Here is a 13669-nt window from a genome sequence, read left to right on the forward strand (position 1 = left end):
CATGAGTAAGTCCCTTCGAGATCAGTTGATGAAAGCTGGCCTGGCGACCAAGCAGCAGGCCCTGAAAGCGAAAACGACCACCAAAAAAAAGAAGAAGCAGGCTGTTAAATCCGGTGAAATGACGGAGCAGGATAAGCGCCGTATTGAACTGGAAAAAGAACGTGCAGCTCAGGCAGAACGAGACCGGGAGCTGAATCGCAAGCTTGAAGATGAGCGTCAGCAGAAAGCCATTGAAGCTCAGGTCAGACAGTTGATTGAAACGAATGCTATGTCTCGTGACAGGGGAGAAGTCGGCTACAACTTTGTGGTCGATAAAAAGGTCAAAAAGATTTATGTCACTGACGAAATGCAGGAGCGTTTGAGTCGCGGTTTATTTGCGATTGGTATTCTGCAGGAAGCGGACGGCACTGAAGTGTTTCATGTTATTCCTGCACCTGTGGCGGCAAAGATTAATGAACGCATTCCAGAGGCAGTGGTTATTCATGATAATACGACGGAAGAGCTGACCAGCGAGGAAGAAGACTGGTACAAAGACTTTGAGATTCCAGATGACCTGATGTGGTAATGGAGTCAAGGGGGCTTTCAGCCCCCTTTGTCAATGACGTTACCGCAGACGTTTATTCGGCGGTAGCAATCACTTCGATTTCGACTTTAACATCTTTTGGCAGACGAGCCACTTCCACCAGGCTGCGAGCCGGGAATGGGAAGGTGAAGTACTGCTTGTAGACTTCATTAATATCAGTGAAGTCGTTCATGTCTTTTACAAATACGGTCGCTTTGCGCACTTTGTCCATGCCACTGCCAGCCGCTTCAAGAACCGCTTTTACATTTTTCAGGCACTGGTGCGCCTGAGCCTTGGTGTTTTCTTCCATCTCACCGGTTTCCGGGTCGATTGGCAGCTGGCCGGAAGTGATGATCAGGTTACCAAACTGGATACCCTGAGAGTATGGACCGATGGCTGGAGGCGCATCTGGGGTTTCGATCACTTTATCCATGGTGATGTCATTACCTGAGAGTTTATATGGGGGATGATTGTGAAGGGCGAGATTCTAGTGTGCTTCAGCGCTTTTGTCATCGTGCCTGTACAGGCCACTTTGTGGATTTGAGTATAAATACTTAGTCGCAGCTATGCATTTTTATCCAGTTTTCTTACAGTTTCAGATTGAGACCGCACTTGCGTAAATAGTCCATAACCTCTTTGTAGCGTGTATTCACCGTAGCGTTATCCAGTCCGCCAAACCAGTATCGCCATAGTGTATTGCCTGTGCCATCAATCGCCTGTACACCGTTGTTGCCAAAGTACAGCCTGTGCCCTTGTCGTGTAGTGATCACGTAAGAAGCGCCAACAATGTCACCTGGCATTTCATCACAAGCCATTTCGGAGTCGTGCAGGCTGGTGTTTTCAGGGTTGCTCACTTCGCTGCGATAGATAGCCTGCTCTTCCAGTGAGCGCTTGTTTAAACCGTTATGGATGTAAGCGACGTAAAGGTCTATCTCAGGTTGTTTTGCCATTCTTCGCAGAGTAATGGTTCGGTCTTCAATGGTTTTGCGTCTTGCTGTATCGCTCATCATTGAAGGGGGTAATGTTTTTGCCAGAACCTTACCGGGCGAGTTGCACAGTGGTGTTGTGGGCTGGCGAGTGTGAATGATCGCCGTTACCTGAGTGATCTTTGATTCATTAATCATGTTGACCAGACTTTGTTCAAAGGCTTTCTGGAAGCTGACGGCGACAGGGCGTGAGACTGTGTCGGCTCCGGATATCTGAATTTCCGACGTTTTTCTCAGTGGTGATATAGCCTGTCTGTCGATGCTGGTTTTGACATTGGCGTTAAGTTCGCTATCGCTGGAGATGATGGAGGCGATGTCGTTAAGCATGGCCATTTTGAGTTCATTGACGTCCTGTGTCAGTGCTTTCGGTTGTAATTCTTTTTTGCCGTGAGGCACTGGTGAACTACAGCCTGTAATGATGGCTGTTATCAGAAATATCGTGATTAGCAGCCATGGTTTGTGGCTGCTGCCGGGTATAAGGGGATAGCCTGTTACAGGGGTTGGTGAACTCAAGGGGTGGTCACTTCTTGCTGTTTGTGTGAGTTCAGGAAAGATAGTCAAAAAACACGCTTTCTGCCAAGGGTGAGTGCTGTCCTGACTGAGGGGTAGGGGGAGCTATAGCCAGATGTATTGAACTTATGAGCAGTTCTTTAGTCATAAAGGTTAACGAATGGATTGTGTATAAACAGGAATTACCATGGAAAGTGCTAAATCGGCTAATGCCCCAGTTTTTTCAGATCAGGCGAAATTTATAGAGCCTGCCGGGAAGCAGGAGGTTTCGTATCAAGGGCGTTCTATGAAGCCCGCTAATGTTTCTAACAATGCTTCCCTTGCTGAAGGCTCCACTTCAGTATCCAGAACACCCCTGCATGAATACTATGTTTCTCAGCTAAAAGACGTTGGAGCGGTGACATGTGAATTGCCGGATAAATGTCCAGATTGGTTTGAGCCCTATAGGAAGAGTGTTTTTGAGCCTTTGACTTTGGTGAGTAATCAGCTTTGTCATATAGACAAAGGGAATGACCAGGACGTAGGTAAAGTTGCCCTGTTCAATACGATGAATGCCTCCAGTTGTGCCTATAACAAAGTAATTGTTGCGTTGATGAAGCTTGAAAAAGCCAGTCAGGCAGGCGCTTTTAATGATGAGCAGAAAAGCGTTATTGCCGGTTGGCTGGATGATGTGCTTGGGTCTTTTCCTGAGAAGTGGAGAGATTTGCCGCTGGTGCTGAATCCTGATGTCGGAAATTGGAAACTGAGCAAAAAAGATGCAGAGCTTGGTGCGACTTTCAAAGCTAACCTTGCCGAGTACCTTAAAAGGGCCAACAGAGAGGAATTTCTTCCCCTCTGGATGAACAAAGATGTAATCGGGGAGGATCTGGGTACTGTTTACTTGTCCTATTACAACGCCCGGAATGAAAATGTTGGTTCTGGTAAAAAGGATAAATCATTAACCGCAGAAGATTTGTACGAAAAATATGAATGGCTTTTCAAATGGCTGGTTGAGTTTCAGGATAAAGCAAAGGTTCTTCAGGAGTCTGATATTACTGAGCTTATGTACAAATGTATGATGTACAGGCTCGATAGTGTTGATAAAAAAATAGCGAGTATCGAAAGGTTGCGACCAGAGCATAAGTTCAAGTGGACTGATCTGAAGGGCTCTGTTGCCCCGGCAATGGCTGAGAGTTTGCCTGATGGAAGTGAAGACCGCCGTGTTAGTCGATCAGACAGCTCAGACAGCTCAGACAGCTCAGACAGTTGTCGTTCGGAGGTTTCTGTTGCTTTATCGCCGATCCATCTTAGTGATGATGACCCTCAATCCGATGATGAAAAACCTGTAGCTGTCGGAAAAAGGTCGCGATCTTCAAGCGTTGATCGAGAGGGGAGTGAACAATCTTTTGAGCCGGCCTGTAAACTGCAGAAAGCTGAGAGTCCAGGGAGGGAGTCGAGAGAGTCGGTTGTTTTATCTGGGACTGGCGACATCCCTTCAGGTTCGGGGCGGGTTGTTGGTGGTGATCTGCCTCCTCTGCCTGGCCCGAGTCCTTTAAACGTTACTCGGGCTGAATTGCCACAACTATCAAGGATGCGGATGATCATTCCTGATACTCCAGGCGGGGGCTTCTCGATTGACCATAAACTTGCAGTAGAAATTCTGGTAAAAGAACTTCCGAAAATGCTTAAAAAATATTCCGATCCGGCAGGCGTTTGGGGTAAAGAGGCAGCGGAGAGTGAGTTACGCTTTATGATTAGCCTGATTGATTATCTTGATGGTTTAAACTGTCGGCTGCATCTGGATGGGCAGCGGTATTTGATTGGTGATAGTTGGTTTAAAGCTGAAGCAGGTAATAGAACCGCCTATCAAGAACAGGTGCTTGCCGATGAGCACCTGGTCTGGAGACAGGCATTTGCTTTGTTGTCATTAAAGGAGCCTTTGGAGTCTTTTATCGAAAAACTCAAAACATCTGAAGGCAAGACTTTTGCTGCTCAAATTAAAAGTGTGACTGATGTTTTAAAAAGTCAGCTGGTGGGTAGCCTCGGTTAGCGCAATAGCTGGCAGGCTGAATAAAGGCAGCTAAATACATTTCTGCCTGTTTATTTATTGGGTTTGCCGGTCCTCTCTCGCTATAATGCATCGTTTTTAATTCCTCTGACTGGGATTCCGATGACAGTTCGTACCCGTGTTGCGCCCTCTCCTACCGGCGACCCTCATGTAGGCACCGCTTATATTGCTCTCTTTAACCTGGCGTTTGCCAAGAGTCAGGGTGGTCAATTCCTGCTTCGTATTGAAGACACTGATCAGGCTCGCAGCACGCCTGAGTCTGAACAGCAGATTATGGACTCATTGCGCTGGCTGGGTCTGGACTGGGATGAGGGTCCGGATGTTGGTGGTGATAAAGGCCCGTATCGCCAGAGTGAGCGTCGTGAGATTTACGCGGAACATGCTCAGATTCTGTTGGATAAAGGCCATGCATTCCGTTGTTTCTGTTCTTCTGAACGTCTTGATGCCCTGCGTGCAGAACAAACCGCTAACAAACAGGCGCCGGGTTATGATGGCCACTGTCTGCACCTGAGCGAAGAAGAGGTTCAGGTCAAACTGGCAGCGGGTGAAGAGCATGTTGTACGCATGAAGATTCCTGCAGAAGGTACCTGTAAGGTTGAAGATATGCTGCGTGGCACTATCGAAATCGACTGGTCTCAGGTGGATATGCAGGTGTTGGTAAAAGCGGATGGTATGCCGACTTATCATCTGGCAAACGTCGTAGACGATCACCTGATGGAAATTACCCATGTTATCCGTGGTGAAGAGTGGATTAACTCTGCACCTAAACATCAACTGTTGTACAAATACTTTGGCTGGGAAATGCCGGTACTGTGCCACATGCCGCTGCTGCGTAACCCGGACAAAAGCAAGCTGTCCAAGCGCAAGAATCCTACCAGTATTACGTATTATCGTGATGCAGGTTATCTGCCGGAAGCCCTGCTGAACTATCTGGGTCGTATGGGTTGGTCCATGCCTGATGAGCGGGAAAAGTTCAGTTTGAAGGAAATGCTGGAAAGCTTCGATATCAGTCGTGTATCTCTGGGTGGCCCTATTTTCGATCAGGAAAAACTGTCCTGGCTGAATGCCAGCTGGATTCGTGAAGACCTGAGTACCGAAGAGTTTGCGGATCGTCTGCACAACTGGCTGCTGAATAAAGACTTCATTATGAAGTTCCTGCCATTTGCACAGGGGCGTGTTGAGCGACTGAGTGACTTCGCGCCAATGGCAGCATTTATGTTCTCTGGCATGCTGGATCTGACTGCTGAAGACTTTGCCCATAAAAAGCTGGAAGAAGCGGAGGTGAAGAAGGTTCTGCAGTTTACACTGTGGCGTCTGGAACAACTGCGCCAGTGGAACAAGGGGAATATCTTTAACGAGATAAAAACGCTGTCTAAAGAGATGGGGCTGAAGCTGGGTGATTTTAACCATCCTATCTTTGTGGCGATTGCCGGTACTCCTAATTCCTGGTCTGTTATGGATTCTATGGAGATTCTGGGTGCAGATATGACCCGTGCCAGGCTGCGTCATGCGGTCGCAGTATTGGGCGGTGTTTCCAAGAAAGAAGGCAAACGTCTGGAGAAAGAGTTTAAGGTTCTGGGTGTAGAAGAATCCTGATGTCGTTTATTACGTCCAGGAGCCTGTCGGACTTAAGCGTCCGTAGCGAGGATTGCAAGAAATTGAGGATAAAAATTTCTGATTTTGAGGCGAATAGCGAGCTATTCAACGAGAAAGCAGGAATTTTTAGACCAGTTTATTGCAACCGCAGTAGGACAGTCTTAAGTCCGACAGGCTCCTATATAGATATAGTGGAAAAGAGGCTGGCGATGTTTCAGCCTCTTTTTGTATTTAGCCAGAGGTCGAATAAAAAATATTCTTCGCTGTAGCCCCTGTACATCAAGGCTTCACTTATAACTATTTGAAACGACGATGGGTTTTTTCATAAGTGATGCTTGACAGGATAGGGGGGCATCCATATCATTCGCCCTGCGTTTCGGGGGCAGCTACTCACAACGAGTCAGATTGCTTCCTGGAGACAACAGATTTTGGGGCCTTAGCTCAGCTGGGAGAGCGCAACACTGGCAGTGTTGAGGTCAGCGGTTCGATCCCGCTAGGCTCCACCACTTCTTCTTAGAGAAGAATATCTTTATACGATGAGTATGAAGATGATTTTGCGTCCCGTTCGTCTAGTGGCCTAGGACACTGCCCTTTCACGGCAGTAACAGGGGTTCGAGTCCCCTACGGGATGCCATTTCTTTTAACGCAGTCAGTTAATGGTAATTACTGATTACGTTTTGACCTGAAGATGTCGTTAAATTGCTTCCACTTTGCGGGAATAGCTCAGTTGGTAGAGCACAACCTTGCCAAGGTTGGGGTCGCCTCCGGGGTAGAGAGTGAGTCTCGTTTCCCAGACTTCGAAGAAGTCTCAAAATATCTTCAGCGCGGGAATAGCTCAGTTGGTAGAGCACAACCTTGCCAAGGTTGAGGTCGCCTCCGGGGTAGAGAGTGAGTCTCGTTTCCCAGACTTCGAAGAAGTCTCAAAATATCTTCAGTGCGGGAATAGCTCAGTTGGTAGAGCACAACCTTGCCAAGGTTGGGGTCGCCTCCGGGGTAGAGAGTGAGTCTCGTTTCCCAGACTTCGAAGAAGTCTCAAAATATCTTCAGTGCGGGAATAGCTCAGTTGGTAGAGCACAACCTTGCCAAGGTTGGGGTCGCGAGTTCGAGTCTCGTTTCCCGCTCCAGTTTAGATTTGGGTGTGAAATGCAACCTTGCCAAGGTTGGGGTCGTCTCTTTATAGCAAGGGCGAGTCTCGTTTCCCGCTCCAAAATTCAGGCTTTATGTTACTCAAAACATAAAGACGCAAAAGATTGCGTCCCGTTCGTCTAGTGGCCTAGGACACTGCCCTTTCACGGCAGTAACAGGGGTTCGAGTCCCCTACGGGATGCCACTTTCTTTAAGACATGAATAAGTCTTTAACATATTCAGCGCGGGAATAGCTCAGTTGGTAGAGCACAACCTTGCCAAGGTTGGGGTCGCGAGTTCGAGTCTCGTTTCCCGCTCCAGTTTAGATTTGGGTGTGAAGTGCAACCTTGCCAAGGTTGGGGTCGTCTCTTTATAGCAAGAGCGAGTCTCGTTTCCCGCTCCAATTTAGATTTGGGTGTGAAATGCAACCTTGCCAAGGTTGGGGTCGTCTCTTTATAGCAAGGGCGAGTCTCGTTTCCCGCTCCAAATAGGCTTTATGCATAAGCATAAAGACGCAGAATTGCGTCCCGTTCGTCTAGTGGCCTAGGACACTGCCCTTTCACGGCAGTAACAGGGGTTCGAGTCCCCTACGGGATGCCATTTTCTTTAAGACACGAATAAGTCTCTAACATATTCAGCGCGGGAATAGCTCAGTTGGTAGAGCACAACCTTGCCAAGGTTGGGGTCGCCTCCGGGGTGGAGAGTGAGTCTCGTTTCCCAGACTTCGAAGAAGTCTCAAAATATCTTCAGCGCGGGAATAGCTCAGTTGGTAGAGCACAACCTTGCCAAGGTTGGGGTCGCGAGTTCGAGTCTCGTTTCCCGCTCCAGTTTAGATTTGGGTGTGAAATGCAACCTTGCCAAGGTTGAGGTCGTCTCTTTATAGCAAGGGCGAGTCTCGTTTCCCGCTCCAAACAAATAGGCTTTATGCATAAGCATAAAGACGCAGAATTGCGTCCCGTTCGTCTAGTGGCCTAGGACACTGCCCTTTCACGGCAGTAACAGGGGTTCGAGTCCCCTACGGGATGCCATTTCTTTTAACGCAGTCAGTTAATGGTAATTACTGATTACGTTTTGACCTGAAGATGTCGTTAAATTGCTTCCATTGTTGCGGGAATAGCTCAGTTGGTAGAGCACAACCTTGCCAAGGTTGGGGTCGCGAGTTCGAGTCTCGTTTCCCGCTCCAGTTTAGATTTGGGTGTGAAATGCAACCTTGCCAAGGTTGGGGTCGTCTCTTTATAGCAAGGGCGAGTCTCGTTTCCCGCTCCAAATAAACAGGCTTTATGCATAAGCATAAAGACGCAGAATTGCGTCCCGTTCGTCTAGTGGCCTAGGACACTGCCCTTTCACGGCAGTAACAGGGGTTCGAGTCCCCTACGGGATGCCATTTTCCCTATAGAAAATTAAGCCTGACGCTTAAATGCGTCGGGCTTTTTGCGTTTCAGAAATGTTGATTTTTCTTTGTCTCAGCCAATCCCTTTAATTGCTGCTACTTTTCTTTATCAAAAATTACAAATGAGAATCAAAGAATGGCGATGCGTTTTTGGCTGCTTGGGTTGCTGCTGCTGGGAAGTTTGCTGCAGGCTAATGATGCGGCAAAGGTTGTAATTGTAACCGGGGCTTCTTCTGGTATTGGTAAAAGCCTGGTGGAAGAGCTGGCAGCTGATAAAGGCTACAGGGTTTATGGCACTACGCGGCAGGCTGGTCTGGTTGGTGACTATAAAGGTTATTCGCTGATTAAAATGGATCCGGCTGATACCAGTTCTGTGGATGCTGCAATAAAAATGGTTGGAGACTGGGAGTCGGGAATTGATGTTCTGGTTAATAATGCAGCCTATATGGTTATTGGTTCTGTAGAGAGTGTTGAGCCGGACCAGTTGTTGGATATGTTAAATGTGAATGTGGTCGGCTATGCAAGGGCGACTCGTGCTGTCCTGCCATATATGCGCAAGCATCAATCCGGGCTGATTGTGAATATCAGCAGTTCGCAGGCTTTTGAGCCAAGAGGGTTGATGGAGTCTTATTCGGCGACCCGGTCTGCTATTGAGACCATGTCACTTGGGCAGTCTTCTTATCTTGAGGATTATGGGGTCAAGGTGGTGGTTTTTGAGCCTGGGGCTACCAATACCAACATTGGAAAAAGTACTGTTATCGGTCCAGTGAAAGTACAGGGGGATAGCGCTGGAGCGCAGACGGGTAATCTGAAACGTATGATGGTGGATCGCCTGGCGCAGGGTGCCAGTCCGGGAGATGTAGCAAAAAGGATTATCAGCGTTATTGGTGATGAAATGCCTGACTTTCGTACACCTGTGGATTCGAAGGTTCTTGAGCGCGCCAGATTTGTTTATCGAAACCCTGACGGGAACGGGTTAAGAGATAAGCTGCGAGGAAACTATCTGAATTTTCTGAAAGCCTGGGGGGCAAAACCAGATAACTTAAAAATCAACTAGTGGTTGACAGTGATAACGCAAATCCCTATTATTTTGCCTCGTTTGCTGCTGACAGCATTGCCGAAAGAGATCAACAAGTACTTGATTTCAAATGAAAAAACGGCATAATTCAGCAACAAGGTTTGGGGCCTTAGCTCAGCTGGGAGAGCGCAACACTGGCAGTGTTGAGGTCAGCGGTTCGATCCCGCTAGGCTCCACCAAGTTTCAATAATCAGAATTTGATTCTGGTTGTAGAATGTGTCCCGTTCGTCTAGTGGCCTAGGACACTGCCCTTTCACGGCAGTAACAGGGGTTCGAGTCCCCTACGGGATGCCACTTTCTTATCTAAAGAATACGACTGAAGGGTCGTTAAATACTTCTGCGGGAATAGCTCAGTTGGTAGAGCACAACCTTGCCAAGGTTGGGGTCGCGAGTTCGAGTCTCGTTTCCCGCTCCAATATAAAAAACCAGTCCAGTGTGACTGGTTTTTTTATGCCTGAAATTTATGCGGCTGTCTCTGGCAAGGTTGGGGTCGTCTCTTTATAGCAAGGGCGAGTCTCGTTTCCCGCTCCAATACAAGAAACCAGTCCAGTGTGACTGGTTTTTTTATGCCTGAAATTTATGCGGCAGTCTCTACACGCATGGTTTTTAGCGCTTAGCTGCAATAGGACAAATTCTGATAAGCCTGGCTATTTCATCAGTAATATCGTATGTCGTGGTAGCTTCTTACCAGAGGAACTGTTAATTCAGGCCCTCTGACTGCGGGCTGAGAAGAGACCCCGGGGGGGGCTTTTAAAGGGTTGTTGTAATCTCTGTATCGACTACCGGGAGCCAGCAGGTAAAGCGCTCCATTCTGGGCAAGCTTATAAAGATAAGAGGTGATCGATTTGCCTTCCGGCATCCCGTTTATTGCTTCATAGCCGTTGTAAACAATGAGTGTGTACAGGGCTAAATCTTCCAGGCTGTCTCTGGAAGTGGTCGGCATGCTTTTTAAGGCTTCTAAAAAGTCATCATTTTCTTCATACAGTTCAAAGGCAGCACTGCCTACCTGGATAGTGGTTTCTCCTTCTGAAAACTGGTGAGTGTGTTGTATGTTGAGGAAATGTGTCATGTGTTTTTGGATTTCATACAGGTTCCATGCCTGTAACGCAAAAAATTTTGAGCTATCAATAATTTTAATCCATAGCTGTTGGGCAGGGTTTTTCCGATGGCGGACGCCAAGGCTGTTTATTGTTTTTACTTGACTGGCAACGATCTTAAGGCTTTTAGAATAGCGCCTCCAGATTTTATGGATTTTTTTAAAGTGGTAGTAAAGCTCAAAGCCATTCCCAAAAAAGTAGTAAGCGTAGTCTATGGCCAGTCTTTTGCTGGCAAGCAGAATATATGGAAGGTTCGGGTAGGGAATCTCTATGTATTCTGGCAAACGTCTTTCGAGCATAAAATGCCCTGGTGCATGATACTGGCGTTTTGCTGGAGTGGCATTGGGTATGTTGGCTTGCACTATGCCATTGCAATGGCTGAGCAGGGTGCCATTGCTGTGATCTGCGGAGGTTAATGAACAGTCGTATTCGATGCCATGGCTGTTGAAGGTTGATTGTTCAACAATAGTATCTGTTGGTGTTTCTGTCGTGGTAATGCATCGCAGGCCCGGGGGTAGATAAGCCTGGTTTGTCTGGGCGATTGACTGCATTGATGTATGGCAATCAGCGTGTTTTTTGCTGACTTTTTGGAAAGTGGTGGCTGAAATATGACCATCATGAGCAAGGGCGAAGCCGGAGGTGGCTGCATTTAACACGATAATTAATGTTGTAATTTGCCGCAGACACTTCGGAAAGAGCGCCATAATGCTTTATCCCTTTGATATCTTATGTGTAATCAGAGGTAAGCGTAGTTAGTATTTGTTGCTTGTAAAAAAGAATTATTTTTGTTTCGTTTATTTTGCGCAAACAGGTAGCAGGTATTCCTGCTACCGCATGGTTATAACAATTAATGATTTAACATAGCGGCTCCGCGAGCGCCGCCAGCGTCACCAAACCGGGCTTTTCGTACTTCGGGTAGCTTGCCAAGCTTAAGCGTGTATTTTTTCATCAGTGGCGGGACAAGGTCGTAAAGTTCATCAAAATTAGACAGCCCTCCGCCTACAACAAAGACACCCGGGTCAAGGGTGTTGGTCAGGCTTCCAAGCCCGCAGGCAAGAAGCTCTGTGTAAAGGCTGACGGTCTTTTCGGCGTCGCCATCCTGGTGGCGATAGAGTTGCACTATCTCTTTGCCTTTGGCGTGCCTGCCTGCAAAGTGCTTGTAAATGATTTCCAGTCCCCGGCCTGACAGGTAATTATCCAGGCAGCCCCGCAGGCCGCAGCCACAATCGATAACCGGGAAGTCAGAGCCTCCCAGTTCCAGCGCTTGAAAGGGTAGTGGGGTATGGCCCCATTCGCCAGCCAGATTGTTACGGCCGGTATAAATCCTGTTTTGTACATAGAGTCCGCCGCCGCAGCCTGTGCCAAGAATAACTCCGAATACGGTGTCAAAGCCTTCACCGGCACCACCAATAGCTTCCGAGATAGTAAAGCAGTTGGCGTCGTTGTCTATTTTAACGGGTCGGTTCAGCATGTACTCCAGGTCGGACAGAAGGTTTTTACCATTGGCGCATGGAATGTTGGCAATCACTGCCTTTGCAGAATCCGGTTCAATAAAGCCCGGAATGCCAATGCCGACACAGCCTCGTACGTTGAGTTGCTCATCGGTTTCCCGGATCAGAGTCTTTATGCTTTGCCTGAAGGTGTCGTAGTTGTCAGTAGGTGTTGGGATGCGTTTGCTGAACGCTCTTTCGTAGCGGTCGTTATAGGCAGTCAGCTCCATCTTGGTGCCGCCGATATCCAGTCCATACAGCATATCTGACATTCTCCGGTTTATTTTGAAATTTATAAAGGTCGGGATGATGACAGACGTTATAACACTCATGCAGACGCTGCTGATATGACCCAGCGCATGGAACCGGTTGCACAGGCTGTGCAACCGGTTATCCGGGTTACTGGATTCTGGGGTCAAGGTTACCCTTGTTGTAGAGGTCGAACATGGCTTCGAGGCTTAATGCTCTGATTTTTGAAGCATTGCCTGCCGTTTCAAAAGCCTGATAGCGCTGAAGGCAGATATCTTTCATTGCCCGGGTGGCAACAGTAAGGTATTTGCGTGGGTCAAACTCTGATTTGTTTTCCTGCATAAACCGGCGGATAGCCCCTGTTGATGCCAGACGCAGGTCGGTGTCGATATTGACCTTGCGTACCCCGTGGCGAATGCCTTCCTGGATCTGCTCGACAGGAACGCCGTAGGTTTCCGGTATTTCTCCACCGTTGTCGTTAATAACCTTAAGCCAGTCCTGTGGAACGGATGATGAGCCGTGCATAACCAGATGGGTGTTGGGTATGCGTTTGTGTATCTCGCGGATTCTGTCAATGGCAAGGATGTCACCAGTCGGAGGGCGGGTGAATTTGTAGGCACCATGGCTGGTACCGCAGGCGATGGCGAGGGCATCGACATGAGTAGCCTGAACAAATTCAGCAGCTTCGTCGGGATCAGTCAATAGCTGGTCTTGAGACAGTTTGCCCGCAGCGCCAACGCCGTCTTCCTCTCCGGCTTCGCCGGTTTCCAGAGAGCCCAGGCAGCCCAGTTCCCCTTCTACAGAAACTCCGCAAGCATGAGCCATTTCAACGGTTCGGCGAGTCACCTCAACATTGTATTCGTAGCTGGAAGGGGTTTTGCCGTCTTCTTTTAGTGATCCGTCCATCATGACAGAAGAAAAGCCCAGCTGTATTGAACGCTGACAGATGGCGGGGCTGGTGCCGTGATCCTGATGCATCACAACGGGAATGTGTGGAAACTCTTCAATGGCTGCCAGAATCAGGTGTCTCAGGAAGGGGGCGCCAGCGTATTTTCGGGCTCCTGCAGAGGCCTGAACAATGACTGGCGAGTCCGTTTCGTCGGCTGCTTCCATGATGGCGCGCATCTGTTCCAGGTTGTTGACGTTAAAGGCTGGGACGCCGTAACGGTTCTCGGCAGCGTGGTCGAGAAGTTGTCTGAGGCTGATCAGCGCCATGGCTTGCTCCTTTTTTATTGAAGGTTATAGAGGGGCGTTTGAGCTATGGAGGTCTGCTTATATTATCGCCACCTTGTTCGTGGATGCAAAGCTTCGTGAATGGAAAGCTTCGTGGATGCAAAGTTTTGTGGATGGAAAGGTCGTTTTTGTTTGCTGCGAAAAAGCAAAAGAAGTGGACTCTTTAAGAATAAGGTTTGACCGATGTGAAAATGAAAGGCGCTTTATGGGGGTGCAGAGCTATATTGTCGAGGGTTCGCCAGACGCCTGACCGTTATGGGAAGAGGCTGACAAGAATATACCATCGTCATTCCCGCGCAGGTTCGA

At 48.2% G+C, this 13669-nt stretch carries 10 protein-coding genes and 17 tRNA genes; 22 read left to right on the forward strand and 5 right to left on the reverse strand.

What is annotated here, in order from left to right; genetic code table 11:
- Window position 1 precedes the first annotated feature (1 nt).
- Window positions 2-565 (forward strand): DUF2058 domain-containing protein, encoded by a 564-nt coding sequence (locus NX722_RS00830; protein ID WP_262566290.1) that lies wholly within the window; start codon window positions 2-4, stop codon window positions 563-565.
- Between the two features lie 52 nt (window positions 566-617).
- Here the strand turns inward: NX722_RS00830 and NX722_RS00835 are convergent, their stop codons facing one another.
- Complete coding sequence (locus NX722_RS00835; RefSeq protein WP_262566291.1) at window positions 618-995, reverse strand: RidA family protein; 378 nt, start codon at window positions 993-995, stop codon at window positions 618-620.
- A 154-nt stretch (window positions 996-1149) separates the two neighbouring features.
- The gene (locus NX722_RS00840; RefSeq protein ID WP_262566292.1) at window positions 1150-1944 is read right to left on the reverse strand and encodes a hypothetical protein; all 795 of its coding nucleotides are present in this window, start codon (window positions 1942-1944) and stop codon (window positions 1150-1152) included.
- A gap of 301 nt (window positions 1945-2245) precedes the next feature.
- Between NX722_RS00840 and NX722_RS00845 the strand changes: the two genes are divergently transcribed.
- From NX722_RS00845 to NX722_RS00940, 20 genes are all read left to right on the forward strand, one after another.
- Complete coding sequence (locus NX722_RS00845) at window positions 2246-4087, forward strand: hypothetical protein (protein WP_262566293.1); 1842 nt, start codon at window positions 2246-2248, stop codon at window positions 4085-4087.
- A gap of 120 nt (window positions 4088-4207) precedes the next feature.
- Window positions 4208-5701 carry a glutamate--tRNA ligase gene (gene gltX / locus NX722_RS00850; RefSeq protein WP_262566294.1) on the forward strand — a complete coding sequence of 498 codons (1494 nt, stop codon included), beginning with the start codon at window positions 4208-4210 and terminating at the stop codon, window positions 5699-5701.
- Between the two features lie 430 nt (window positions 5702-6131).
- Window positions 6132-6207: transfer RNA gene (locus tag NX722_RS00855), tRNA-Ala, on the forward strand.
- Window positions 6208-6259: 52 nt separating this feature from the next.
- Window positions 6260-6335, forward strand: a tRNA-Glu gene (locus tag NX722_RS00860).
- Window positions 6336-6415: 80 nt separating this feature from the next.
- Window positions 6416-6494: transfer RNA gene (locus NX722_RS00865), tRNA-Gly, on the forward strand.
- 33 nt (window positions 6495-6527) lie between these two features.
- Window positions 6528-6606, forward strand: a tRNA-Gly gene (locus NX722_RS00870).
- Window positions 6607-6639: 33 nt separating this feature from the next.
- Window positions 6640-6718: transfer RNA gene (locus tag NX722_RS00875), tRNA-Gly, on the forward strand.
- 31 nt (window positions 6719-6749) lie between these two features.
- A tRNA-Gly gene (locus NX722_RS00880) sits at window positions 6750-6825 on the forward strand.
- 130 nt (window positions 6826-6955) lie between these two features.
- A tRNA-Glu gene (locus NX722_RS00885) sits at window positions 6956-7031 on the forward strand.
- Window positions 7032-7070: 39 nt separating this feature from the next.
- A tRNA-Gly gene (locus NX722_RS00890) sits at window positions 7071-7146 on the forward strand.
- A gap of 204 nt (window positions 7147-7350) precedes the next feature.
- A tRNA-Glu gene (locus NX722_RS00895) sits at window positions 7351-7426 on the forward strand.
- 41 nt (window positions 7427-7467) lie between these two features.
- Window positions 7468-7546 (forward strand) — tRNA-Gly (locus NX722_RS00900).
- Between the two features lie 31 nt (window positions 7547-7577).
- Window positions 7578-7653 (forward strand) — tRNA-Gly (locus NX722_RS00905).
- A 125-nt stretch (window positions 7654-7778) separates the two neighbouring features.
- Window positions 7779-7854: transfer RNA gene (locus NX722_RS00910), tRNA-Glu, on the forward strand.
- Window positions 7855-7933: 79 nt separating this feature from the next.
- A tRNA-Gly gene (locus NX722_RS00915) sits at window positions 7934-8009 on the forward strand.
- A 125-nt stretch (window positions 8010-8134) separates the two neighbouring features.
- Window positions 8135-8210: transfer RNA gene (locus tag NX722_RS00920), tRNA-Glu, on the forward strand.
- Window positions 8211-8352: 142 nt separating this feature from the next.
- Window positions 8353-9273: an SDR family NAD(P)-dependent oxidoreductase gene (locus NX722_RS00925; RefSeq protein ID WP_262566295.1), complete on the forward strand. Its 921-nt coding sequence runs from the start codon at window positions 8353-8355 to the stop codon at window positions 9271-9273.
- Window positions 9274-9397: 124 nt separating this feature from the next.
- Window positions 9398-9473, forward strand: a tRNA-Ala gene (locus NX722_RS00930).
- A gap of 39 nt (window positions 9474-9512) precedes the next feature.
- A tRNA-Glu gene (locus tag NX722_RS00935) sits at window positions 9513-9588 on the forward strand.
- 45 nt (window positions 9589-9633) lie between these two features.
- A tRNA-Gly gene (locus tag NX722_RS00940) sits at window positions 9634-9709 on the forward strand.
- Between the two features lie 240 nt (window positions 9710-9949).
- On the opposite strand, the gene NX722_RS00945 is transcribed toward NX722_RS00940, so the two are convergent.
- The 3 genes from NX722_RS00945 to fba form a co-directional block, all read right to left on the reverse strand.
- Window positions 9950-11095: a hypothetical protein gene (locus NX722_RS00945; RefSeq protein ID WP_262566296.1), complete on the reverse strand. Its 1146-nt coding sequence runs from the start codon at window positions 11093-11095 to the stop codon at window positions 9950-9952.
- A 143-nt stretch (window positions 11096-11238) separates the two neighbouring features.
- The gene (locus NX722_RS00950) at window positions 11239-12300 is read right to left on the reverse strand and encodes an ROK family protein (RefSeq protein WP_265442326.1); all 1062 of its coding nucleotides are present in this window, start codon (window positions 12298-12300) and stop codon (window positions 11239-11241) included.
- Window positions 12281-13345 (reverse strand): class II fructose-bisphosphate aldolase, encoded by a 1065-nt coding sequence (gene fba / locus NX722_RS00955; RefSeq protein WP_262566298.1) that lies wholly within the window; start codon window positions 13343-13345, stop codon window positions 12281-12283. Before fba ends, NX722_RS00950 begins: the two co-directional genes overlap by 20 nt.
- Here fba and NX722_RS00960 point away from each other — a divergent pair.
- Complete coding sequence (locus tag NX722_RS00960) at window positions 13344-13613, forward strand: hypothetical protein (protein ID WP_262566299.1); 270 nt, start codon at window positions 13344-13346, stop codon at window positions 13611-13613. The two genes, fba and NX722_RS00960, sit on opposite strands and share 2 nt — an antisense overlap.
- Window positions 13614-13669 lie beyond the last annotated feature (56 nt).

Origin of the sequence: Endozoicomonas gorgoniicola (genome assembly GCF_025562715.2) — a bacterium.
Lineage (GTDB): Bacteria > Pseudomonadota > Gammaproteobacteria > Pseudomonadales > Endozoicomonadaceae > Endozoicomonas_A > Endozoicomonas_A gorgoniicola.

Excerpts from the sequence above, each read along its gene's own strand:
- NX722_RS00830 (WP_262566290.1), top strand. The coding sequence starts at position 2 with ATGAGTAAGTCCCTTCGAGATCAGTTGATGAAAGCTGGCCTGGCGACC.
- NX722_RS00960 (WP_262566299.1), top strand. The coding sequence starts at position 13,344 with ATGGCTTGCTCCTTTTTTATTGAAGGTTATAGAGGGGCGTTTGAGCTA.
- NX722_RS00835 (WP_262566291.1), bottom strand. The coding sequence starts at position 995 with ATGGATAAAGTGATCGAAACCCCAGATGCGCCTCCAGCCATCGGTCCA.
- gltX (WP_262566294.1), top strand. The coding sequence starts at position 4,208 with ATGACAGTTCGTACCCGTGTTGCGCCCTCTCCTACCGGCGACCCTCAT.
- NX722_RS00845 (WP_262566293.1), top strand. The coding sequence starts at position 2,246 with ATGGAAAGTGCTAAATCGGCTAATGCCCCAGTTTTTTCAGATCAGGCG.
- NX722_RS00945 (WP_262566296.1), bottom strand. The coding sequence starts at position 11,095 with ATGGCGCTCTTTCCGAAGTGTCTGCGGCAAATTACAACATTAATTATC.
- fba (WP_262566298.1), bottom strand. The coding sequence starts at position 13,345 with ATGGCGCTGATCAGCCTCAGACAACTTCTCGACCACGCTGCCGAGAAC.
- NX722_RS00925 (WP_262566295.1), top strand. The coding sequence starts at position 8,353 with ATGGCGATGCGTTTTTGGCTGCTTGGGTTGCTGCTGCTGGGAAGTTTG.